This window comes from Rathayibacter sp. VKM Ac-2762 (assembly GCF_009866585.1).
Lineage (GTDB): Bacteria > Actinomycetota > Actinomycetes > Actinomycetales > Microbacteriaceae > Rathayibacter.
In genome coordinates this window covers 185,655-208,123 of record NZ_CP047419.1, presented here as the reverse complement: position 1 = coordinate 208,123, position 22,469 = coordinate 185,655, and the positions used below count along the sequence as shown (strand labels likewise).

Sequence of the window (22,469 nt, the reverse complement as noted above, 5' to 3'; positions counted from 1 at the left end):
GGCGGCGCCGGACCGGATCAGCGGCGACGTCGACGGCGACGGGTCGTCGGGGCGGGAGCGGGCTCGGGCTCGACGTCGTCGGAGTCCTCGTCGTCCGGGTCGTCGTCGTCGGAGTCGTCCGAGTCCTCGTCGTCCGAGTCGTCGCCGTCGGAATCGTCGTCCGAGTCGTCGTCGTCATCCGAGTCGTCGTCGTCGCCCGCGTCCTCGTCCTCGTCGGAGTCGTCGTCCGACTCGTCGTCGAGGTCGTCTTCCTCGGCGTCCTCGAGCTCGTCGTCGTCCGCGTCCTCGACCTCCTCGCCGAGCGCGTCCTGCGCGGTCTGGTAGTCGGCGAGACGCACGGACCACGGCACCCAGTCCGGAGCGAGGACCGCGCCCTCGCCCGGCAGCAGCTCGACCTCCAGGACGTTCACGTCCTCGGTCTCGTCGATCCGGGACAGCGTCGCCGTCCACAGCCAACCCGGGTACCCGCGCATGAGGTTCGCGAACTGCAGCGACACGACGTGCTCGCCCTGCGCCAGAGTCGTGACCAGCTCGCCGATCGTCCCCTCGGGGGCGATCTCGGCGAGCGCGGCGCGCGCGACATCGAGAGACCCGGCAAGCACGGCGTCCGCCTCGTAGACGGGCTCGGGAGCCTCGTCCGCGGCGGCCTCGTCCGCCTCCCCCGTGGAAGCGTCGTCGTCGGCCTCGGAACGGTCGTCGGCGACGGGGCCGGAATCCTCCGCAGAAGTCGCATCCTCAGCAGGAGCCGCATCCTCAGCAGGAGCCGCATCCTCAGCAGGAGCCGAGTCGTCAGCAGGAGCCATGTCCTGAGCAGGAGCCGAGTCCTCAGGTGTTCCCGCGTCGTCAGCAGGAACCGCATCGTCAGCAAGGGCCGCGTCCTCAGCAGGAGCCGGCACTGCAGCAGAAGCCGTGCCCGAGCCGGAGACTCCCGCCTCCGCGGCGACGTCGTCGGCCGGAAGAGTCTTCTCCGCAGAGGCGGAGTCCTCGCCAGAAGCCTCGGTCACCGGGAGGGCCGCGTCGCTCTCACCCTCGCCGGAGGGAGCCTCGTCGACAGGAGCCGCCTGGTCAGCGTCGGTCTCCTCGTCGGCTCCGCGCGCGTCCTCAGCGGAGGAGTCAGAATCGGCGGGAGTCGCGTCGGGCTCGGCGCCGGAGACGCCCTCTCCCGAGGACTGCTCCACGCGAGCGTCCTCCGGGGTCGGAGCGGCGACGGTCTCCTCGACCGGGCCCTGCTCGTCGGTCGTGCCGTCGGCGTCAGGCATCCAGCTCGTCCGCAACCCGGCGCAGGAGCGCCGCGATCGTGCGCCCGTGGGCCTTGTCGGGGTAGCGGCCGCGCTTGAGCCCGGCGCCGATCCCGTCGAGCAGCTTGACCGTGTCCTCCACGATCACGGACATGTCGTCCGCGGACTTCCGGTTGAGCTTCACCAGGCTCGGCGGAGCGTCGAGGACGCGCGCCGAGAGCGCCTGCGCCCCGCGCTTGCCGTCGGCGATGCCGAACTCGAGGCGGGTGCCAGCCTTGACCGCGGTCCCGGAGGGCAGCGCGGAAGCGTGCAGGAAGACCTCCTGGCCGTCATCAGTGCTGATGAAGCCGAAGCCCTTCTCCTCGTCGTAGAACTTGACCTTGCCGGTAGGCATGCAGACCCCTCCTGGAAATGAAGCAGCCATCAGTTTAGTCGACCGGGGCCGCCCTATCCTTGACGGGTGAAGCCACAGGAGCCGGCGGGCGTCGGACGCGCGGAGCGCACGCTCGCCTACATGTTCATCGCGATCATCGTCGTGACGGTCCTCGCGTTCCTCGCGATCCTGGTCGCCCCCGCGCTCGGGATCCGCGAGTACGCCGGCCCGTTCTGGCAGTTCGTCTTCGCTGTGCCGCTGGTGGGCCTGCCCATCGCGTTCCTCATGATGATCGCGATGCTCATCGTGGGGGTCCGGCGCCGCCGCGCGCAGTCCTGATCGGACGCGCTCTCCTCCTGCCGCACCGCCTCCGATCCGGCGTTCCCCGCCGCCGAGCCTGCACCGAGCGCCCGGACAACCGACTCCCAGACTCCGTACAGCTGACGGCCAGATACTGTCCTGCATGGACGGACCCCGCATTCTCATCGTCGACGACGAGCCCAACATCAGAGACCTGCTCACCACGAGCCTCCGCTTCGCCGGCTTCGCCGTGCGTGCGGTCGGCAACGGGGCCCAGGCGATCTCGGCGGTCCTCGAGGAGGAGCCGGACCTGATCATCCTCGACGTGATGCTCCCCGACATGAACGGGTTCGGCGTGACCAAGCGCCTCCGCTCGGCCGGGTACACCTCCCCCATCCTCTTCCTCACGGCGAAGGACGACACCGAGGACAAGATCACGGGCCTCACCGTCGGCGGTGACGACTACGTCACGAAGCCGTTCAGCCTCGACGAGATCGTCGCGCGCATCAAGGCGATCCTCCGCCGCACCATGCACGCCGAGGAGGACGCGGTCATCCGGGCCGGCGAGCTGACCATGGACCAGGACACGCACGAGGTCCTCGTCGGCGACGAGCCGGTGGAGCTCAGCCCCACCGAGTTCAAGCTGCTCCGCTACCTGATGCTCAACCCGAACCGGGTGCTCAGCAAGGCGCAGATCCTCGACCACGTGTGGGAGTACGACTTCAACGGCGATGCGGGCATCGTCGAGTCCTACATCTCGTACCTGCGACGTAAGCTCGACACGCATTCGGAGGAATCGCTCATCCAGACCAAGCGAGGATTCGGATACATGCTGAAGGTCGCGAAGGCCTAGCCTCCGCCACCTCGGCGCCACCTCCCGCCGGAGGCGCGGCGCCCGCCGATCCCGAGGGAGTTCCACCGCCATGCACCAGGGTCTGGCCGAGCGGTGGAACTCCATCTCGTTGCGCACGAAGATCACCGCGGTCACGGTCCTCCTGCTCACGCTGGGACTCCTCGTCTCCGGGATCGGGACGATGACGATGCTTAAGCCGCAGCTCGTCGCCCAGCTCGACGCGCAGCTGGCCGACCAGGTCCAGCGGACGGCGAGCGACCTCTCCGTCAACGACCTCGCCGCGATCGATGAGTCCAAGGCCGACTTCGGCGCCGTCTACGACCAGTACGGCACGCTCGACAACACGAACGCGTCCGGCGCGGCCGATCCTGCCTTCCCGCAGACCTTCACCCTCGAGCAGGCGCTGCAGGGCGGCGACAAGCCGATGGAGATCTGGAGCTCCAACGGCAAGGTCGAGTACCACGTCATGTCGACGGTGTTCACGAGGGGCACCGAGTACCAGACGCTCCTGCTCGCGGTGTCGACCCGCAGCGTCGACGTCATCATGACGACGTACCTCACGATCTTCCTCGGCTTCGGAGTCGCGATCGTCGTGATCGGCGCACTCCTCACCCGCCTGCTGGTCACCACCACCTTCGCCCCGCTGCGCGAGGTCGAGCAGACCGCCGCCGCCATCGCGGACGGCGACTTCAGCCAGCGTCTGGACGGCACGACGCCCAACACCGAGGTCGGGCGCCTCAACCGCTCCCTGAACGCGATGCTCGGGCGGATCGACTCCGCCTTCCGCGACCGCGCCCGCACGATCGACCAGATGCGCCGCTTCGTCGGCGACGCCAGCCACGAGCTGCGCACCCCGCTGGTCTCCGTCCGCGGCTACGCCGAGCTGTACCGGATGGGCGCTCTGCAGACGCCCGAGGCCGTCGGCCAGGCGATGGAGCGCATCGAGAAGGAGGCGATCCGGATGGGCGGCCTGGTCGAGGACCTCCTCGAGCTCGCCCGCCTCGACGAGACGAAGCCTCTCGCACTCGCGCCCGTCGATCTGATGCCGCTCGCCCGCGACGCCGCGATGGACGCGATGGCCTCCTGGCCCGACCGCGACTTCGGCGTCGAGACCCGCGACGACACCCCCGTGGAGACGCCCGCGCTCGAGCCCGACGAGGCCGGCGCCTCCGCCACTCAGACCATGGAGCTGACGAACCCCGGGCTCACCGGCCCGATCGCCGCGGCAGGAGCGAGGCTCGCCCGATTCCGCCGGCGTCCGCGCCGGGTCAACGCCGAGGAGATCGCCGCCGGCACCGCCACCGCCCCCGAGGAGCCGGGCGTGCCCGCGATGGTGATGGCGGAGGAGAACAAGATCCGCCAGGTCCTGACGAACCTGATCGGCAACGCCGTCCGCTACACGCCCGAGGACACTCCGATCGAGATCGGCGTCGCCGTCGACCGCTCCCGCCGCCTCGCCCTGCTGGAGGTCATCGACCACGGCGAGGGCATCCCGCCGCAGATCCGCGAGAAGATCTTCCAGCGCTTCTGGCGCGCGGACACGTCGCGGACCCGCGAGACCGGCGGCAGCGGCCTCGGGCTGGCGATCGTGTCCTCGATCGTCGCCGCGCACAAGGGCCGCGTGGACGTCGTCGAGACGCCGGGCGGAGGCGCGACCTTCCGCGTCGCGCTGCCGCTGCTCACGGTCGGCCAGAACGGCGAGACCTCCCCCGCCTCGGTCTGATCCGCACCGCGGTCCGTCCTTCCTCGGGGGCCCCTTCGGTCCGAGCTCTCCCGTCGACGTCCGCGAGCGGCACGGATCGATCCGCCCGAGCGACCGTGACCTCGCCCACCCGGCCCGCACGGCCGCGCACGGCCGCGCACGGCCGCGCGCGGCTCACTCTCTCCTCTTGGGAACCAGCGGGCGGCGAGCCCGCCCGGACCGCTGGAGATGAGGCCCGACGCTCGACGGGTGCCGCGTCGCCGGATCCTGCGGAGTCGCCGTCCGCATCCGTTCCGCCGAAGACATCTCCGCCCTGACCCCGGACGTCGCGACCCGCACCGGCGCCTTCCACGCGCTTCTGGTTACTGTGTCCGCTGAGGAGACCGAGGCGGCGCGGAGGGCGGTGCCACCGCAGGAGGACCGCCGTTGTGGTCGCGGAGCGGATTCAGAACCACCTGCCGGTTCGGTCGCCTGCTGCTCGCTCAGATGCCTCCGGAAACGCCGAAGGCGGCTCCCCCGGAGGGGAACCGCCTTCTGCGTGGTGGGGGGACGGACTAGAAGTCCATGCCTCCGGTGGGGTCGCCGCCCGCGGCGACCGGGTTCTTCTCGGGCTTGTCGGCGACGACGGCCTCCGTGGTGAGGAAGAGACCGGCGATCGACGCCGCGTTCTGCAGAGCGGAGCGCGTGACCTTGACCGGGTCGATGATGCCCGCGGCGATGAGGTCGACGTACTCGCCGGTCGCGGCGTTGAGGCCGTGTCCGGTGGGCAGCTCGCGGACCTTCGCAGCGACGACGCCGGGCTCCATGCCCGCGTTGAGGGCGATCTGCTTGAGCGGGGCGTCGATGGCGACCTTGACGATGTTCGCGCCGGTCGCCTCGTCTCCGACGAGCTCGAGCTTCTCGAAGGCGAGCTTGCCGGCCTGGATGAGGGCGACGCCACCACCGGCGACGATGCCCTCCTCGACGGCGGCCTTCGCGTTGCGGACGGCGTCCTCGATGCGGTGCTTGCGCTCCTTGAGCTCGACCTCGGTCGCCGCTCCGGCCTTGATGACCGCGACGCCGCCGGCGAGCTTCGCGAGGCGCTCCTGGAGCTTCTCGCGGTCGTAGTCGCTGTCGGTGTTCTCGATCTCGCCGCGGATCTGCGCGACGCGGCCGGCGATGGCCTCGGCGTCGCCGGCACCCTCGACGATCGTGGTCTCGTCCTTGGTGATGACGACCTTGCGGGCCGAGCCGAGCAGGTCGAGGGTGACGTTCTCGAGCTTGAGGCCGACCTCCTCGGAGATGACCTGGCCGCCGGTGAGGATCGCGATGTCCTGGAGCTGCGCCTTGCGACGGTCGCCGAAGCCGGGGGCCTTGACGGCGACCGACTTGAAGATGCCGCGGATCTTGTTGACGACCAGGGTCGCCAGCGCCTCGCCGTCGACGTCCTCGGCGATGATCAGCAGCTGCTTGCCCGCCTGGATCACCTTGTCGACGACCGGGAGCAGGTCCTTGATGTTCGAGACCTTGGAGTTGACGATGAGGATGTAGGGGTCCTCGAACACCGCCTCCTGGCGGTCGGGGTCGGTCACGAAGTACTGCGACAGGTAGCCCTTGTCGAAGCGCATGCCCTCGGTGAGCTCGAGCTCGGTTCCGAAGGTGTTCGACTCCTCGACGGTGACGACTCCCTCCTTGCCGACCTTGTCGATCGCCTCGGCGATGATCGCGCCGATCTCGGGGTCCGCGGCGGAGATGGAGGCGGTCGCCGCGATCTCCTCCTTGGTCTCGATCGCCTTCGCGCCGGCGATGAGCTCGGCGGTGACGGCCTTGACGGCCTTCTCGATGCCCTTCTTGAGGCTGATCGGGTCGGCGCCGGCTGCGACGTTGCGCAGGCCCTCGCGGACGAGCGCCTGAGCGAGGACGGTCGCGGTGGTGGTTCCGTCGCCGGCGACGTCGTCGGTCTTCTTGGCGACCTCCTTGACGAGCTCGGCGCCGATCTTCTCGTACGGCTCGTCGAGCTCGATCTCCTTGGCGATGGAGACGCCGTCGTTCGTGATGGTGGGAGCGCCCCACTTCTTCTCGAGGACGACGTTGCGGCCGCGCGGGCCGAGGGTCACCTTGACCGCGTCGGCCAGAGTGTTGAGTCCACGCTCGAGGCCGCGGCGGGCTTCTTCGTCAAAAGCAATGATCTTGGCCATGTGTGTTTCTCGTCCCTCCCGGACGTCGTGAAATGTCTGTGCTGGCACTCGACCGGAGCGAGTGCCAAGGTCGATTCTGGCACTCGCGGTGGACGAGTGCAAGCGACCGGCACGCGCTCCGACACGAAGGAGCCGCCGCCCGCACGAGGCGGACGACGGCTCCCGGGAGGCTCGGCGGTCAGGCCGGGCGGACCGATTCGGCCTGGGGGCCCTTCGACCCCGTGCCGACCTCGAACGCGACCTGCTGCCCCTCCTCGAGGACCTTGTACCCCGACATGTCGATCGCGGAGTAGTGGACGAAGACGTCCTGTCCGCCGCCGTCGACCGTGATGAAGCCGTAGCCCTTCTCAGCGTTGAACCACTTGACGGTTCCGTTCGCCATCTCTGTACTCCCCAGTGCTGTGATGCCCGCGGCACGAGCGATGTGCTGGTGCCTGGTCAGGAATACTAATCCGACGATCGGGCCCGGAAGGGGCGGGAGAGGGCCTCGCGGGGAAGAGTTGCCCGGGATTCAACACGGAGGAAACGTGCCCGTAACAGAGGGCCCCGATCAGCCCTGCTCGGAGGCGTAATCGGCCCCCAGGACCACGACGACGGAGCCCGTCTCGACGAAGTCCTGCGAGAGCAGGACGGTCCCCGTTCCGAGCGAGTCGACGAGACCGAGGGCCGCTCCCTCGAGCGCCGGGTCGGTGTAGTAGACGGTCGTGGCGGCGATGTCCTCGGTGTTCGCGTTCGCGACGGTCGGGACGCTCCATCCGGCCGTCGTCAGGGCGTCGCCGGCGCTGGCGGCGAGTCCGACGGTGGCGGTGCCGTTGAGGACGGCGACGGCGAGATCGGGATCGAGCGTCGCGGCGGCGGTCGGGGTCGCCTCCGCGGTCGCGGTCGGCGGAGTGAAGACGTCCGTGAACTGCACCCGGTCGTCGATGACCAGCAGCCCGATGAAGCCGAGCAGGACGATGACTCCGGTGGCGAGCGCGGCCCAGGCGAGGGCGACCGCGCGGGCGTGAGGGGCCGGCGGCCGGCGGTGGGCGCCGACGCGCGCCTCCGTCGCCGGGACCTCGTCGAAGCGGTCTCTCGGGTGCGTGTTCGACATCGGGGGTACGGCCGGCCTTCCGTTGGTGGACTCGAGCAGCTCGTCTACTCGAGGCGCCCGAGGCGTCGCGAGGCGCGGGCGCCGGCGCGCTGGTCGCGGATGCGCTGCAGCCGCGTGACGAGCATCGGGTCGTGCGCGAGGGCGGCCGGAGAGGCGAGCACCGCGCTGAGCACCTGATAGTAGCGGGCGGCCGACAGTCCGAACTGGGAGCGGATCGCGTCGTCCTTGTCCCCGGAGCGGGCCGTCCACTCGCGCTCGAAGGCGAGCACCCGCAGCTCGCGCTCGGACAGACCGGTGCCCGGCCTCGGGTCCGTCGTCCTGCTCATCCCCCCAGGGTAGGCAGGCGCGACGCCACCGCCGGGGAGGCGCTCCGAACGGCTCGTGACCGCGTCGCGGCGTGCCGGCGGGGAGTCTCCTCCAGAGCCCGCGGAGGCGGAATGGAGCCGTCGTCCCGGGGGTTGGACCAGGTGGAGGGGCGCGACCGCCCCCGTACACTGACGAGGATTCCGAGGGAGACCCATGTCGTCGTATTCCGTGAACAAGTCCGACGCCGAGTGGCGCGAGGAGCTCGACCGCGACCAGTACGCGGTCCTGCGCGAAGCGGCCACCGAGCGCCCGTGGACCGGCGAGCTGCTCGACGAGCACCGCTCCGGCCTCTACACCTGTGCCGCCTGCAGCGCCGAGCTCTTCAAGAGCGGCACCAAGTTCGACTCCGGCTGCGGCTGGCCGAGCTTCTACGAGTCCGTGAACCCGGATGCGGTCCAGCTGATCGAGGACAGCACCCTCGGCATGGTCCGCACCGAGGTCCGCTGCGCGAACTGCGGATCCCACCTGGGACACGTCTTCCCCGACGGCTTCGGCACGCCCACCGGCGACCGCTACTGCATGAACTCGATCGCCCTGAACTTCCAGGCCGAGGGCGAGTGACCGTGTCCTCCTCCCCCGTGCTCGAGGCCGTCCTCGCGCGCCGATCGCGCTCGAAGGTGACGCCGGAGGCTCCGGGGCACGACGAGATCGCGGCGTTCGTCTCGGCGGCGTCGCGTCTCGCCGATCACAGCTCGCTGCGCCCGTGGCGGGTCATCGAGATCCGTGGCGCCGCCCGCGACCGGGTCGGTCGCAGCTTCGCGGTCGCCTCGGGGGCGAAGAAGGACCCGCGGAAGTACATCGAGAAGACGCACCGCGCCTCCCTGCTGCTGGCCGTCGTGGTCAGCGTCAAGAAGTCGAAGGTGCCGGCCTGGGAGCAGGAGGCCGTCGCCTCGGGCGTCGCCCACCTCCTGAGCCTGCTGCTCGACGAGGCGGGCTGGGGCGTCTTCTGGCGCACCGGCTCCTACACGCGCGACAAGGCCGTGCGGAAGGCGCATCGCCTCGAGAAGGGCGAGGAGCTGCTCGGCTGGCTCTACGTCGGCCGTCCCGACGGGAAGATCGGCGGCCCCAAGCGTCCCGCTCCCGCCGAGCGGCACCTCAGCATCCTCGAGCCGTGAGACGCGGCGGGCCCCGATCCGGGCGGATCCGGGGCCCGCGATAGGGTGGCCGGGCGCGCGAGCGCACCTGCCGACGTGGCGCAATTGGTAGCGCACCCGACTTGTAATCGGGCGGTTACGGGTTCGAGTCCCGTCGTCGGCTCAGGAGAGAAGAAGGCCCCGACCGCTGCGTGCGGTCGGGGCCTTCTGCATGCGCGGGGCTCGTGCGCGTCCGGGGCTCAGCCCGCGGCGGCCGGAGTCGGCTCGGAGGAGGCCGGAGCCTCGGTGGAGACCGGGGCGTCGCCGGGAGCCGGGGTCTCGGTCGACGCGGGGGCCTCGGTCGACGCGGGCGTCTCGGTCGAGGCGGGCGTGTCGCTCGGCGCCGGGGTCTCGGAGGAGGTGGGCGCGGGAGTCGCCGACGAGTAGGAGTCGGCGGCGGCCGAGAGCACGAAGGAGCTGAAGGCGTCCGGGTCGGTCAGCGAGCCCGAGTACGCCTCGCCGTTGACCAGGACGGTCGGGGTGCCCGTGACAGCGGGCACGTCCGTGCCGGGCAGCGGACCCGACGTGGCGCGCTCGGTCGCGGCGCGGACCCAGCTCACGAAGCTCTGGTCGTCGATGCAGGTGTTCACGGCCGCCGTGTCCTCGACGCCGGCCTGCGAGGCGTAGTCCTTCAGCTGGTCGTCCGAGAGTCCGTCGGTCCCCTCCGCCGGCTGGTTCGCGAACAGCAGCGAGTTGAAGTCGAAGAACGAGTCGGGCGAGCGGTCCGCGACGCACGCGGCGGCGTTGGCCGAGCGCTCCGAGTACTTGGTGCCGTTGGAGCGGGTCGTGAGGATCGCGATCGGGTGGATCTCGACCGTCGCGGCACCGCTGGTCACCCACTCCTTGATCTGGTCGCCGTTGGTCTTCTCGAACTGGCCGCAGTAGGGGCAGAGGTAGTCGAGGTAGACCCGGATGTCGACCGTGCCGGCCGAGGTGTCGAGCGCGCTGGGGGTGGGCGTCCCGTCGGCGGCGACGGCACCGCTCGTCTGCGCGACCATGTTCTCGCCGATGACGACACCGTCGCTCGCCATGTTCGCCGGGCCCGGGCCCGCGGGGCGGATGCTCGACGTGACGGCGAAGACCACGATCACGACGACCGCGATGACGACGGCGGCGAGCCCGCCCTGCAGGGCGAAGCGGCTCACGCGGTCGCGGCGCTTCTGCTGCTCGCGCAGGCGGCGCGCCTTCTCTCGGGCGGCCTCTCGTCGCTGGTTCTTCGAGAGACGGTCGTTGGCTCCGCCGGTGGTCATGACAAGAACGCTCCGAATGAGAGAGGGGGAAGAAGGGGGTCGCCGGGCGCGACTCGCCGGAATCCTACGCGCGAGCCCTGGGAAACCTCCAAACGACGGATACGCGGTGCCCGACCGACGACTGTCGGCCCCGTGGCATACTGTGACGGTTGGTCGGAGTCGCCCACGCGATGATGACCATCACTTCCATTCACTCGGATCGTCCGGCACGTACCTGCCGGTGAAGGAGCAAGAACAATGGCGTCCGTAACTTTCGACCACGCGTCCCGCGTCTACCCCGGGGCCACTCGCGCCTCCGTCGACAAGCTCAACCTCGAGGTGGGCGACGGCGAGTTCCTCGTCCTCGTCGGCCCCTCCGGCTGCGGCAAGTCCACCTCCCTGCGAATGCTCGCCGGCCTCGAAGAGGTCAACGAGGGCCGCATCCTCATCGGCGACCGCAACGTCACGGACGTTCCGCCGAAGGACCGCGACATCGCGATGGTCTTCCAGAACTACGCGCTGTACCCGCACATGTCGGTCGCCGAGAACATGGGCTTCGCGCTCAAGATCGCCGGCGTCAACAAGGACGAGCGCGCCGCGCGGGTCCTCGAGGCCGCGAAGATGCTCGACCTCGAGCCCTACCTGAACCGCAAGCCGAAGGCGCTCTCCGGTGGCCAGCGCCAGCGCGTCGCGATGGGCCGCGCCATCGTCCGCAAGCCCCAGGTGTTCCTCATGGACGAGCCGCTGTCGAACCTCGACGCCAAGCTCCGCGTGTCCACCCGCACTCAGATCGGCACGCTCCAGCGCCGCCTGGGTATCACCACGGTCTACGTCACCCACGACCAGACCGAGGCGCTCACCATGGGCGACCGCATCGCGGTCCTCAAGGACGGCCTCCTCCAGCAGGTCGGCTCGCCCCGCGACCTGTACGAGAACCCGAACAACGTCTTCGTGGCCGGCTTCATCGGCTCGCCCGCGATGAACCTGTTCCACGCGGACGTCACCGACGGCGGCGTCAAGTTCGGCGACACCGTCCTCCCGATCGCCCGCGAGGCGCTCGCGAAGACGAGCCAGAAGGTCGTCACGCTCGGCGTGCGACCCGAGGACGTCACCGTCTCGACCCAGTCCGGCGGACTGCCGATCGAGGTCGACCTCATCGAGGAGCTCGGCTCGGACGGCTACCTCTACGGCCACACCGAGGTCGAGGGCCGCCGCACCGACATCGTCGCGCGCGTCGACGGCCGCGTGCACCCGACCGCGGGCGACCGCGTGTACGTGACCGCGAACCACCGCGTGCACATCTTCGACGCGGAGTCGGGCGAGCGCCTCTCCTGAGCCTCCTCCTGCACCGCACGCTGCCGCCGTCCCCTCCAGGGCGGCGGCAGCGTCGTCTGCGGCTCCCCCACCGTCCGACACGCGACACGAACGGCGCACCATGTCCGGCTCCCTGAACATCACCTCGGCCACCGTCGACCCGGCCCTGCTCGACCTGCCGTGGAACCTGCGGCTCGACGACTGGCCCGACGAGTACATCGCCGCCCTGCCGAAGGGCATCTCGCGGCACACGGTCCGCTTCGCCCACCTCTCCGGACACGTCGTCGCCGTCAAGGAGACGACCGCCGAGATGTCGCGGCGCGAGTACGAGATGCTGAAGACGCTGCAGCGCCTCGACGTGCCGTGCGTGGTTCCGGGCGCGGTGATCACGAACCGCACCGACGACGAGGGCGAGGCCCTGCCCGCCGTGCTCGTCACCCGTCACCTCAAGTTCTCGCTCCCCTACCGGGCGCTCTTCTCGCAGACGCTGCGGCCGGACACGGCGACCCGTCTGGTCGACGCGCTGGCGCTCCTCCTGGTCCGCCTGCACGTGATCGGCTTCTTCTGGGGCGACGTCTCGCTCTCGAACACTCTCTTCCGGCGCGATGCCGGCGCCTTCGCCGCCTACCTGGTCGATGCGGAGACCGGGCAGCTCTACTCGGGCGGCCTCTCGAACGGCCAGCGCGAGAACGATCTGGAGATCGCCCGCGTCAACATCGCCGGCGAGCTGCTCGACCTCGAGGCCGGCGGTCGCGTCGACGACGACCTCGACCCGATCACGGTCTCCGACGGCATCGTCGCGGCGTACCGCAGCCTCTGGAAGGAGCTGACCGGTGCCGAGTCGTTCGCGACGTCGGAGCGCTGGCGGATCAACGACCGCGTGAACCGGCTGAACGAGCTGGGCTTCGACATCGAGGAGCTCGCGATCAAGACCGACGAGGCCGGGTCGACGGTGCGCATCCAGCCGAAGGTGGTCGACGCCGGCCACCACCAGCGGCGGCTGCTCCGTCTCACCGGGCTGGACGCGCAGGAGAACCAGGCGCGGCGCCTGCTCAACGACCTCGACTCGTACACGGCGACCTACGACAAGCAGGGCCTGGACGAGGAGATGGTGGCGCACGAGTGGCTGGCGCAGGTGTTCGAGCCGGTCATCCGCTCGATCCCCCGCGATCTCAAGGGCCGCCTGGAGCCGGCCGAGATGTTCCATCAGCTGCTCGAGCACCGATGGTTCATGTCGCAGCAGCAGGCGCGCGACGTCCCCCTGGCGGAGGCGGTCACCGCCTACGTGAACGACATCCTGCGTCACCGCCGCGACGAGGCGACGGTCATCGCTCCTCCCACCGAGGCGCTGACCCTCCCGAACCTCGTCCTCGACGAGTCCGGCGACGCCGAGCTCACCGACGAGGACGCCGACGTCGACTGGACGAAGAACGTCTGACCCCACCACCGCAAGAGGGCCCGCGCTGTCAGCACGGGCCCTCTTCGCATTCCCCCGGCTCGCTCGCCGCAGGCGGCGCCCTCGGTCCGCTCGCCGCAGGCGGCGCCCCTCGATCCGCTCGCCGCAGGCGGCGCCCCTGTCCGCTCGCCGAAGGCGGCGCCCCTGACATCCAGACCTGGAGCGCGGGTGCCGGCGCGGTGAGCTGCAAGGCGGAGGAGGAAGCGATACCGGCGGTATCGCGCCCGACGACAACGCCGCAGATCGCCGTGCCGGCGCTCGCGCTACTCGGAGGCGGAGCGGAGTTTGGAGATCTCGTAGAGCGCGACCGACGCCGCGATCCCGGCGTTGAGGGATTCGGTGGCGGAGCTGATCGGGATGGAGACGACGGCGTCGCACTGCTCGGTGACGAGGCGGGAGAGGCCCTTGCCCTCGCTGCCGACGACGACGAGGAGCGGCCGGTCGGCGAGTTCGAGGCCGGGCAGCATCACGTCGCCGTCGCCGTCGAGTCCGATGACGAAGACGCCCGCGCGCTTGAAGTCCTTGATCATGGCGGTGAGGTTGGACGCCATCGCGACGGGGATGCGCGCGGCGGCTCCGGCGGAGGTCTTCCAGGCGGCGGAGTTGAGGCCCACGGAGCGGCGCTGCGGGACGATGACGCCCTGGCCGCCGAACGCGGCGACGGAGCGGATGATCGCTCCGAGGTTGCGCGGGTCGGTGATGCCGTCGAGGGCGACGAGGAGGGGGACCGCTCCGCGGGAGACGCTGCGCTCGAGCAGGTCGCTCGGGTGGGCGTACTCGTAGGGCGGCACCTTCAGCACGAGGCCCTGGTGCACGGAGTCGGGGCCGGCGAGGCGGTCGAGCTCCGGGCGCATGACCTCGAGCACGGGAAGGCCGCGGGCGGTGGCGATCTTGAGCGCCTCCTTGACCCGGTCGTCCATCTCGATGCGGGTCGCGAGGTAGAGGGTGGTGGCCGGGATGCTGGCGCGCAGCGCCTCGAGGACCGAGTTCCGGCCCGTCACCATCTCGAAGTCGTCGCCGCTCTTGGGCTTGCGCGACGGGGCGGGGCGCCCCTGTCCGCGGGCGGCCGCGGAGAGGGCTCCGCCGGGGCGGCCCTTGCCGCCTGCGGCGACGAAGCGCTCGCGCGCGAGCTTCGCCTTGCCTGCGGGGTGGTAGGGCCGGTCCTCGGCCTTGGGCGTGGGCTTCTTGCCCTCGAGGGCCTGACGGCCCTGACCGCCGGAACCGACGGCCTTGCCCTTGCTCTTCTTTCGGACCGCTCCGGGGCGGCCGGGCTTATTCGCCATCGAGACTCCAATGCGCACCCGTCTGGGTGTCTTCGATCGTGATTCCCGCCGCGGCGAGATCGGTTCGGATGCGGTCGGCGCTCGCCCAGTCGCGCTGCTCGCGCGCGGTCTGGCGTTCGGCGACCAGGCGGTCGACCAGCACGCTGAGCGCGCGGTACGAGGGTTCGTCGTCGGAGCGCGCCCATTCGGGCGCCTCCGGGTCGATGCCGAGCACGGCCGCCATCGCGAGTACCTGGGTGCGCAGGGCCGAGACGGAGCCGAGGTCCTCGGCGTCGAGGGCGGCGTTGCCGGCGCGCACGGTCTCGTGCAGGACGCCGATGGCCTGCGGGACGGACAGGTCGTCGTCCATCGCCTCGGCGAACTCCTCCGGAACCACCGGCTCGCCGAGCGCGGCGAACCGCGTGCCGTCGAGGCGGCGGCGGGAGCGCTCGAGGAAGCCCTCGATCCGCTCCAGCGCCGCTTCGGCCTCCTCGAGGGCCCCGTCGTGGAACTCGAGGGTGGAGCGGTAGTGGGCCGAGCCGAGGTAGTAGCGGACGACGAGCGGGCGGGCCGCCTCGAGCAGCTCGGAGGCGAACACCGAGTTGCCGAGCGACTTGCTCATCTTCTGGCCGATGACGGACACGAGGCCGTTGTGCAGCCAGTAGCTGGCGAAGGCGTGGCCGGCGGCGCTGGACTGGGCGAGCTCGTTCTCGTGGTGGGGGAAGCGCAGGTCGAGCCCGCCGCCGTGGATGTCGAACTGGGTGCCGAGGTACTTCGTCGACATCGCGGAGCACTCGATGTGCCAGCCGGGGCGGCCGGCGCCCCACGGCGAGGCCCAGGCGGCGGACTCGGGCTCCTCCGGCTTGGCGCCCTTCCAGAGCGCGAAGTCGTGCGGGTCGCGCTTGCCGCGCGGGTCGGCGTCGGTCGCCGCCTCCATGCTCTCGAGGCGCTGGTGGGTGAGCGAGCCGTAGTCCGGCCAGGACCGCGTGTCGAAGTAGACGTCGCCGGAGTCGTCGGGCGCCGGGTAGGCGTGACCGCGCTCGATCAGGGTCTGGATGAGCGTGATCATCTCGGCGATGCTCGCGGTCGCGCGCGGCTCGTAGGTCGGCGGGAGGATGCCGAGGGCCGTGTACGCGGCGGTGAACTCGAGCTCGACGCGGTAGGCGAGCGCCCACCACTGCTCGACCGGCGCGCCCTCGGGCGCTCGACGCCGCGCGTCCTCGGCGATGGCGAGGATCTTGTCGTCGATGTCGGTGACGTTGCGCACCAGGGTGACCTGGAAGCCGCGGTACGCCAGCCAGCGGCGCAGCTGGTCGTAGGCGAGGGCGGAGCGCAGGTGCCCGATGTGGGGCGAGGACTGAACGGTGGGTCCGCAGACGTACATCCCGACCTCGTTCTCGCGGAGGGGGACGAAATCGACGAGGGCCTGGGCCTTCGAGTCATGCAGTCGCAGAGTCACGCGGGCGAGTTTACCGGGCGGACCGCTCCCGGCCGGGTCGGCGGCTCCGCCCGGGGACTACCGGGCGACAGCGGGGGTCGGCAGGACGAGTGCCGTCGCGGTCGCGGCGACCCCCTCGCCCCGGCCGGTGAAGCCCAGCGCGTCCGAGGTGGTGGCGGCGACGCTGACCGGTGCGCCGAGCATCTCCGAGAGCAGCCTCTGCGCCTCCTCGCGCCGCGGCGAGAACTTCGGGCGGTTGCCGATGAGCTGCACCGAGACGTTGCCGATGGCGAAGCCGGCGGCCTCCACCAGCTCGCGGGTCGCGCGGAGGAAGACCTCGCCGTGGGCGTCCGCGAAGCGCGGGTCGGCCGTGCCGAAGCGGGAGCCGATATCGCCGAGACCCGCCGCCGCCAGGAGCGCGTCGCAGATCGCGTGGGCGACCGGGTCGCCGTCGCTGTGCCCGGACAGGCCCCGCTCCCCCGGCCAGTGCAGCCCGGCGAGCCAGAGCGGCGACGCGTCGTCGAACGCGTGCACGTCCGTGCCGATGCCGACGCGCGGCACGACGACGACGGGCGGCGGTGCGAGCACCTGCTCGGCGCGGGCCAGGTCCCAGGGGGTGGTGATCTTGAAGGCGAGCGGGTCGCCGGCGACGACGATCGAGGGACTGCCGCGCGAGGCGAGGAGCGCCGCGTCGTCGGTGAAGTCCTCCTCCGCCGAGGCGTAGGCCTCGTCGAGGAGCGCGCGCGGGAAGCCCTGCGGCGTCTGCACCGCGGCGAGCTCGGAGCGGTCCACCGTGCCGAGAATCCCGCCGTCGGCGCGGATGCGCTTGATCGTGTCGGTGACCGGCAGACCCGGGATCACACCGCCGCCCGTCTCCCGGACCGCCGCGATCACCCGCTCGAACTGGTCGACGGGCGTGAGGGCGCGGGCGGCGTCGTGCACGAGCACCGTCTCGACGGCCGGACCGAGCGCCCGGAGCCCTCGAGCGACCGACTCCTGGCGGCTGGCGCCTCCGGCGACGACGCTGACGGAGCCGTCCGGGGCTCCGGCGGCGTGCGTCAGAGCGGCCGTCTCCTCGAGGAGGGCGGCGGGAGCCACGACGACGATCTGGACCGGCTCCGCGAGCAGCAGCACCGTGCGCAGGCTGCGCTCGAGGATCGTCCTCCCCGCGCAGTCGACGTAGGCCTTGGGGCGCTCGCGGCCGAGCCTCGTGCCGCTGCCGGCGGCGACGACGACGACGGCCGCGGTCGGCGCGCCGGCCGGACCGTTCAGGATGCGAGGACCTCGTCGAGGAGCACGGAGGCGGTGTCCTCGTCGGTCTTCTCGGCCAGGGCGAGCTCGGAGACGAGGATCTGGCGGGCCTTGGCGAGCATGCTCTTCTCCCCCGCCGAGAGGCCGCGGTCGCGGTCGCGGCGGGTGAGGTCGCGGACGACCTCGGAGACCTTGACGACGTCTCCGGACCCGAGCTTCTCGAGGTTGGCCTTGTAGCGGCGCGACCAGTTGGTCGGCTCCTCGACGACCTCGGCGCGCAGGACCTCGAACACGCGCTCGACGCCATCGCGGCCGATGACGTCGCGGACGCCGACCAGGTCGACGTTGTCGGCGGGCACCTCGATGACGAGGTCGCCCTGCGCGACGCGGAGCTTCAGGTACGTCTTCTCCTGGCCCTTGATCGTCCGGGTCTTCACCTCGGCGATCGTGGCGGCTCCGTGATGGGGGTAGACGACCGTCTCTCCGACCTCGAACTGCATGCGACGTCCTTTCAGCGGCGGACAGATTACCATGCGCGCCGAGCGGGACGGGAGTCCGGACGGGCGGAGCCGCGGTGCTCGCTACGCTAGCCTGGTGTCGGCTCGTGCACAGTGAAGTCGCCCTGTCCGGGGCGAGCGGGGCCGACGATCTGGAGGTTCCTGTGAAGGCGCGTATCGCTGCATCCGTCGTTCTCGCGGTCGGCGTCGCCCTCGCTACCGCCGGCTGCAACCTCGTCGCCCCGCAGGCGACGCGCAAGATCTACGACCCGAGCGACGGAGTCGGCGCGACGATCGGCGATCTCGCCATCCGCAACGCGATGATCGTCTCGGACGACGGCGAGGCCGGCACCCTGATCGTGACGCTCGTGAACTCCACCGATGAGGCGCTGAGCGTCGAGGTGCAGTACGAGGGCTCCGCGGGCCGCACCAGCGACACCGTCGACGCCGTCCCCGGCCGTACCGAGGTCCGCCCCGACAGCACCGAGGCCGTCCAGATGGACGACATCGACACGATCCCCGGCGGCCTGCTCCCCGTCTACTTCCAGTACGGCTCCGAGCAGGGCAAGGAGCTCCTCGTTCCCGTCCTGACGAACGCCCTCGAGGCCTACTCGACGCTGACCCCCGCGCCCTCCGCGACGCCGACCGTCACCCCGACGGCCGACCCCGCCCGGACCGCGCTCCCCACTCCGACCGCCGAGCCCGGCGTCGACGCTCCCACCGCGGAGTAGCCCCCTCCGCCCTCGAGGGCCGTCCACCCCGGTGGGCGGCCCTTCGTCGTCCCCGCAGTTCTCGACACACCCGCTCCGCCGGCTACTCGACCACCAGGCGGGCGACGTCCGGCTGCGCGGGTCTCGATACGCCGACCACTCGAGTACCACGCCCTGAGCGACGCCCCCGCCCGGCTCGTCGCGAAGCGACGGCCCCACCCTCGACGGCTCGTCGCGCAGCGACGGCCCCACCCCCTCGGCTCGTCCCACAGCGACGGCCCTACCCCATCCGGCTCGTCGCGCAGCGACGGCCCCGCCCCTCACCCCTCCAGCACAGGGTTGATCGCGGGTCCTGGCGGGGTGAGCTGCAAGGCGGAGGAGGGCGCGATACCAGCGGTATCGCAACCGACGACAACGCCGCAGATCGCCCCGCCAGGGCCCGCGATCAAGCGTCGAAGCGGTAGCCGAGGCCGCGGACAGTAACCAGGAGTACCGGCTCCTTCGGCGTCTTCTCGATCTTCGAGCGGATGCGCTTGACGTGGACGTCGAGGGTCTTCGTGTCGCCGAAGTAGTCGCTCCCCCAGACGCGGTCGATGAGCTGGCCGCGGGTGAGGACGCGGCCCGCGTTGCGGAGGAGCATCTCGAGGAGCTCGAACTCCTTGAGGGGCATCGGGGTCTCGACGCCGTCGACTTCGACCGTGTGGCGTTCGATGTCCATGCGGACGGGGCCGGCGACGACGATCCGCTCCTCGCCGGGCTCCTCGGTGCGGCGTCGGAGGACGGCGCGGATGCGGGCGAGCAGTTCGCGGGTGGAGTAGGGCTTGGTGACGTAGTCGTCGGCGCCGAGCTCCAGGCCGACGACGATGTCCACTTCGGAGTCCTTGGCGGTGACCATGATGATCGGGACGGAGGAGCGGGTGCGGATCTCGCGGCAGACCTCGGTGCCGGGCATGCCGGGCAGCATGAGGTCGAGGAGGATCAGGTCGTAGTCGCCCTCGTCGAAGGCGGCGACGGCGCGGTTGCCGTCCTCGGCGACGGTGACGTCGTAGCCCTCGCGTTCGAGCAGGTAGCTGAGGGGCTCGCTGAGGGCGCTCTCGTCCTCGACGAGCAGGATGCTGGTCACGCGTGTTCTCCTATCGGGGCGGTCGCCGCGAAGGGCGTCCGGGCGGGGTCGGCTTCGGGGAGCCGGATGGTGAAGGTGGAGCCGCGGCCGGGCTTGGACCAGACGCGGACGTCGCCGCCGTGGTTCTGCACGGCGTGCTTGACGATGCTGAGGCCGAGGCCGGTGCCGCCGGTGTGGCGCGAGCGGGCCTGGTCGACGCGGTAGAAGCGCTCGAACACCCGGTCGAGGTCCTCCTCCGGGATGCCGATGCCCTGGTCGGTGACGGCGATCTCGACGACGCCGCCGGTGGAGCGGACGCCGATGCCCACGCGGGAGCCGGCGGGCGAGTACTGGATGGCGTTGGCGAGGAGGTTGTGCAGCGCCGAGACGAGCATCTTCTCCTGCCCCACGACGTAGGCCTTCTTCATCCCGCCCTTGACCAGGGTGACGTCGTGCGACTCCGCCATGACGTGGGTGGTCTCGAGCGCCGCCGTGACGACGTCGTCGACGCGGATGATCTCGGCGGAGCCGGCGACGTCGGCGGCCTGGAGGCGGGAGAGCTCGATGATCTCGCGGGTGATCTTCGCGAGGCGGTGCGACTCCTGGGTCAGCCGGTGCGCGAAGCGGCGCACCTGCTGGGGGTCGTCGGCGGCGGAGTCGAGGGCCTCGGCGAGCAGGCCGACGGCGCCGATCGGGGTCTTCAGCTCGTGGGAGATGTTGGCGACGAAGTCCCGGCGGACGGCCTCGAGCCGGCGCGCCTCGGTGTGGTCCTCGGCGATGACGAGGACGTAGCGGGAGCCCAGGCGGGTCGCGTGGACGACGAGCGTCACGGCGGCGTCGGAGAGCGGGCTGGTCGCGAGCTCGAGGTCCTGGACGATGTCGTCGCCGAAGCGGCGGACGCGGTCGACGATGGCGGCGAGGTCGGGGTGGAGCAGCGTGTCCTGCGAGACCAGGCCGAGCGCGACGGCGCGGGTGGACGCCTTCAGCACGTTGTGCGACGGGTCGGTCACGAAGGCCGGCGAGCCGACGGCGTCGATGATCGCCTCGATCCCCTCGGGGAGCCCGACCGAGATCACGTCCTGCGCGATGCGGCCCTGGCGGGCGGCGAGCGTGAGCACGGTCGTCAGAAGGATCCCGATCGCGACACCGAGAACGAGCGACAGAACCACGATCAAGCCCGAATCCACGGACCCAGGCTAACCATCCACCGGGCGTCCCCCTACCGGACGCCCGTCGATCCTCCGGGGGTCGAGTACTGTTCAAACGCCCGGCACCGTCCGTTAACCTGCCGTGGTCATCATGACTGCGCCTGCGCCCACGGAGTGCAGTCGCAGCGGCGTGCGAGGTGCTCGCCGCAGATCCGGCGCCGTCGTCCGCGCGCGCCGTAGAGAGGGTCGAACACAGATGCGCGAAGTTTTCCAGCAGGAGCTGGCCGAGGTCCAGGAACGACTCGTCGAGATCTCCGGACTCGTCGAGATCGCCATCGAGAAGGCGACCCAGGCGTTCAACCACTCCGACGTCACCCTCGCGGAGGAGGTCATCGCGAGCGACGCGCGCATCGACGAGCTGGCCATCAGCCTCGACGAGCTCGCGATCGACATCCTCGCCCGGCAGAACCCGGTCGCCCGCGACCTGCGGATCGTCGTCTCGGCGCTGCGCATCAGCGCATCGCTCGAGCGGATGGGCGACATCGCCGAGCACATCGCCCAGCTCTCGCGCTACCGCTTCCCCGACAAGGTGGTCCCCAAGAGCCTGCGTCCGACGTTCGTCGAGATGGGCCGCCTCGACGTGGTCGTCGCGCACAAGCTGACCGACCTGCTCCGCTCGCAGGACCCGCGCATCGCCGAGGAGATCCGCGACGAGGACGACAAGATCGACGAGCTGCACGTCAGCGTCTTCGACAAGGTGCTCAGCGAGGCGTGGAAGGGCCAGGCCGCCGACACCGTCGACGCGACCCTCGCCAGCCGCTATCACGAGCGCTTCGCCGACCACGCCGTGTCGATCGCCAAGAAGGTCCAGTACCTGATCTCGGGCGACTACTCCTAGTCGACACCTCGGGCTCCGGCCCGTCTCACCGTCCGGCCCGCAGGAACGAGCGTCTCCTGCGGGCCGGACGTGTCCGTGCGCTCCGCCTCCGGGGCTACGGGAACGGCCCGCCGGAGTCGAGGACTCGGGCGGGCCGTTCACGCGTGCGGGGCGGTGCTACTTCTTGGCGCCCTGGGCGGCGACGGCGGCGGCACCGGCGGCCGCGGCCTCGGGGTCGAGGTAGCGCGCCTCCCCGATCGGCTCGAAGTCCTCGTTCAGCTCGTAGACGAGCGGGATCCCGGTCGGGATGTTGAGCTCCGCGATGTCCGAGTCCGAGATGCCGTCGAGCGTCTTCACCAGCGCGCGGAGGGAGTTGCCGTGCGCGGTGATCATGACGGTCTTGCCCGAGGCGAGGTCCGGCTTGATGTCGGACTCCCAGTACGGGAGCATCCGCTCGATCACGAGCTTCAGCGACTCGGTGCGGGGCAGTGCGTCGCCGAGGTCGGCGTAGCGCTCGTCGTGCGCCTGCGAGTACTGGTCGTCGTCGTCGAGCGGGGGCGGCGGCACGTCGAAGGAGCGGCGCCAGGTCTGGAACTGCTCGGGGCCGTACTCGGCGAGGGTCTGCGCCTTGTCCTTGCCCTGCAGGGCGCCGTAGTGGCGCTCGTTGAGGCGCCAGGAGCGCTTGACGTCGATCCACAGGCGGCCGGCGACCTCGAGGGCGATGTTGGCGGTCTGGATCGCACGCGTCTGGCGCGACGTGTAGACGATGTCGGGGTGCAGGCCCGCCTCGGTCAGCAGCTCGCCGGCGCGGGTGGCCTCCGCGACTCCCTGCTCGGTCAGGCGCACGTCGACCCAGCCGGTGAAGAGGTTCTTCTGGTTCCACTCGCTGTTGCCGTGGCGCACGAGGATGAGGGTGTAGGTCTCGGACATGCGTCCAGCTTAGAGGCGGC

23 protein-coding genes and 1 tRNA gene are annotated in these 22,469 nt (G+C 70.9%); 10 read left to right on the top strand and 14 right to left on the bottom strand.

Features of this window, described 5'->3' with window-relative positions; genetic code table 11:
- Positions 1–17: 17 nt before the first annotated feature.
- Together GTU71_RS16365 and GTU71_RS01060 are read right to left on the bottom strand one after the other, a co-directional pair.
- Complete coding sequence (locus GTU71_RS16365; RefSeq protein WP_244230597.1) at positions 18–1,259, bottom strand: DUF3027 domain-containing protein; 1,242 nt, start codon at positions 1,257–1,259, stop codon at positions 18–20.
- Complete coding sequence (locus tag GTU71_RS01060) at positions 1,252–1,632, bottom strand: cold shock domain-containing protein (protein ID WP_104224602.1); 381 nt, start codon at positions 1,630–1,632, stop codon at positions 1,252–1,254. Before GTU71_RS01060 ends, GTU71_RS16365 begins: the two co-directional genes overlap by 8 nt.
- Before the next feature lie 66 nt (positions 1,633–1,698).
- Here GTU71_RS01060 and GTU71_RS01055 point away from each other — a divergent pair, with 66 nt between their 5' ends.
- The 3 genes from GTU71_RS01055 (at position 1,699) to GTU71_RS01045 (ending at position 4,487) form a co-directional block, all read left to right on the top strand.
- On the top strand, positions 1,699–1,950 hold the full coding sequence (locus GTU71_RS01055) for a hypothetical protein (RefSeq protein WP_244229474.1): 252 nt from the start codon (positions 1,699–1,701) through the stop codon (positions 1,948–1,950).
- A gap of 124 nt (positions 1,951–2,074) precedes the next feature.
- On the top strand, positions 2,075–2,764 hold the full coding sequence (locus tag GTU71_RS01050; RefSeq protein WP_055787731.1) for a response regulator transcription factor: 690 nt from the start codon (positions 2,075–2,077) through the stop codon (positions 2,762–2,764).
- Positions 2,765–2,834: 70 nt separating this feature from the next.
- A complete protein-coding gene (locus GTU71_RS01045; protein WP_104224601.1) occupies positions 2,835–4,487 on the top strand; it encodes a HAMP domain-containing sensor histidine kinase in 1,653 nt (550 codons plus the stop codon).
- A gap of 533 nt (positions 4,488–5,020) precedes the next feature.
- Here GTU71_RS01045 and groL read toward each other — a convergent pair.
- The 4 genes from groL to GTU71_RS01025 all read right to left on the bottom strand — a co-directional run bounded on the left by groL (position 5,021) and on the right by GTU71_RS01025 (position 8,062).
- Entirely contained in the window at positions 5,021–6,643 is a 1,623-nt protein-coding gene (gene groL, locus GTU71_RS01040) for a chaperonin GroEL (protein WP_104224600.1), read from the bottom strand.
- A gap of 178 nt (positions 6,644–6,821) precedes the next feature.
- Positions 6,822–7,025, bottom strand: a complete 204-nt coding sequence (locus GTU71_RS01035) for a cold-shock protein (RefSeq protein ID WP_104224599.1) — start codon at positions 7,023–7,025, stop codon at positions 6,822–6,824.
- Positions 7,026–7,193: 168 nt separating this feature from the next.
- Positions 7,194–7,736: a LytR C-terminal domain-containing protein gene (locus GTU71_RS01030; RefSeq protein WP_104224598.1), complete on the bottom strand. Its 543-nt coding sequence runs from the start codon at positions 7,734–7,736 to the stop codon at positions 7,194–7,196.
- 44 nt (positions 7,737–7,780) lie between these two features.
- Positions 7,781–8,062 carry a DUF3263 domain-containing protein gene (locus GTU71_RS01025; RefSeq protein ID WP_104224597.1) on the bottom strand — a complete coding sequence of 94 codons (282 nt, stop codon included), beginning with the start codon at positions 8,060–8,062 and terminating at the stop codon, positions 7,781–7,783.
- 193 nt (positions 8,063–8,255) lie between these two features.
- Between GTU71_RS01025 and msrB the strand changes: the two genes are divergently transcribed.
- The 3 genes from msrB (at position 8,256) to GTU71_RS01010 (ending at position 9,359) form a co-directional block, all read left to right on the top strand.
- Complete coding sequence (msrB, locus tag GTU71_RS01020) at positions 8,256–8,663, top strand: peptide-methionine (R)-S-oxide reductase MsrB (RefSeq protein ID WP_104224596.1); 408 nt, start codon at positions 8,256–8,258, stop codon at positions 8,661–8,663.
- Positions 8,660–9,217, top strand: coding sequence for a nitroreductase family protein (locus GTU71_RS01015; RefSeq protein ID WP_104226480.1), 558 nt, complete (start codon positions 8,660–8,662; stop codon positions 9,215–9,217). Before msrB ends, GTU71_RS01015 begins: the two co-directional genes overlap by 4 nt.
- 69 nt (positions 9,218–9,286) lie before the next feature.
- Positions 9,287–9,359: transfer RNA gene (locus tag GTU71_RS01010), tRNA-Thr, on the top strand.
- A 76-nt stretch (positions 9,360–9,435) separates the two neighbouring features.
- Here GTU71_RS01010 and GTU71_RS01005 read toward each other — a convergent pair.
- Positions 9,436–10,485 carry a thioredoxin domain-containing protein gene (locus tag GTU71_RS01005; RefSeq protein WP_159939113.1) on the bottom strand — a complete coding sequence of 350 codons (1,050 nt, stop codon included), beginning with the start codon at positions 10,483–10,485 and terminating at the stop codon, positions 9,436–9,438.
- 237 nt (positions 10,486–10,722) lie between these two features.
- Here GTU71_RS01005 and ugpC point away from each other — a divergent pair, with 237 nt between their 5' ends.
- The gene (ugpC, locus tag GTU71_RS01000) at positions 10,723–11,799 is read left to right on the top strand and encodes a sn-glycerol-3-phosphate ABC transporter ATP-binding protein UgpC (protein ID WP_159939112.1); all 1,077 of its coding nucleotides are present in this window, start codon (positions 10,723–10,725) and stop codon (positions 11,797–11,799) included.
- 100 nt (positions 11,800–11,899) lie between these two features.
- Positions 11,900–13,216 carry a DUF4032 domain-containing protein gene (locus GTU71_RS00995; RefSeq protein ID WP_104226481.1) on the top strand — a complete coding sequence of 439 codons (1,317 nt, stop codon included), beginning with the start codon at positions 11,900–11,902 and terminating at the stop codon, positions 13,214–13,216.
- Between the two features lie 281 nt (positions 13,217–13,497).
- Here the strand turns inward: GTU71_RS00995 and rlmB are convergent, their stop codons facing one another.
- Genes rlmB through GTU71_RS00975 form a run of 4 tightly spaced genes read right to left on the bottom strand, consistent with a single transcriptional unit; the run spans position 13,498 to position 17,685 of the window.
- Entirely contained in the window at positions 13,498–14,517 is a 1,020-nt protein-coding gene (rlmB, locus tag GTU71_RS00990; protein ID WP_104224591.1) for a 23S rRNA (guanosine(2251)-2'-O)-methyltransferase RlmB, read from the bottom strand.
- A complete protein-coding gene (cysS, locus tag GTU71_RS00985) occupies positions 14,507–15,955 on the bottom strand; it encodes a cysteine--tRNA ligase (protein WP_104226483.1) in 1,449 nt (482 codons plus the stop codon). Before cysS ends, rlmB begins: the two co-directional genes overlap by 11 nt.
- Positions 15,956–16,012: 57 nt before the next feature.
- Complete coding sequence (gene ispD / locus GTU71_RS00980; protein ID WP_159941053.1) at positions 16,013–17,209, bottom strand: 2-C-methyl-D-erythritol 4-phosphate cytidylyltransferase; 1,197 nt, start codon at positions 17,207–17,209, stop codon at positions 16,013–16,015.
- Positions 17,203–17,685: a CarD family transcriptional regulator gene (locus GTU71_RS00975; RefSeq protein ID WP_159939111.1), complete on the bottom strand. Its 483-nt coding sequence runs from the start codon at positions 17,683–17,685 to the stop codon at positions 17,203–17,205. Before GTU71_RS00975 ends, ispD begins: the two co-directional genes overlap by 7 nt.
- A 161-nt stretch (positions 17,686–17,846) precedes the next feature.
- On the opposite strand from GTU71_RS00975, the gene GTU71_RS00970 reads away from it, so the two are divergent.
- Positions 17,847–18,413 (top strand): hypothetical protein, encoded by a 567-nt coding sequence (locus GTU71_RS00970; protein WP_104224588.1) that lies wholly within the window; start codon positions 17,847–17,849, stop codon positions 18,411–18,413.
- A 424-nt stretch (positions 18,414–18,837) separates the two neighbouring features.
- Here the strand turns inward: GTU71_RS00970 and GTU71_RS00965 are convergent, their stop codons facing one another.
- Positions 18,838–19,515, bottom strand: coding sequence for a response regulator transcription factor (locus GTU71_RS00965; protein ID WP_104227263.1), 678 nt, complete (start codon positions 19,513–19,515; stop codon positions 18,838–18,840).
- A complete protein-coding gene (locus GTU71_RS00960; protein WP_104224692.1) occupies positions 19,512–20,681 on the bottom strand; it encodes an ATP-binding protein in 1,170 nt (389 codons plus the stop codon). Before GTU71_RS00960 ends, GTU71_RS00965 begins: the two co-directional genes overlap by 4 nt.
- 217 nt (positions 20,682–20,898) lie before the next feature.
- Here GTU71_RS00960 and phoU point away from each other — a divergent pair, with 217 nt between their 5' ends.
- Positions 20,899–21,540: a phosphate signaling complex protein PhoU gene (phoU, locus tag GTU71_RS00955; RefSeq protein ID WP_104224693.1), complete on the top strand. Its 642-nt coding sequence runs from the start codon at positions 20,899–20,901 to the stop codon at positions 21,538–21,540.
- A 156-nt stretch (positions 21,541–21,696) separates the two neighbouring features.
- On the opposite strand, the gene GTU71_RS00950 is transcribed toward phoU, so the two are convergent.
- Positions 21,697–22,449, bottom strand: a complete 753-nt coding sequence (locus tag GTU71_RS00950; protein WP_159939110.1) for a phosphoglyceromutase — start codon at positions 22,447–22,449, stop codon at positions 21,697–21,699.
- Positions 22,450–22,469: the final 20 nt, after the last annotated feature.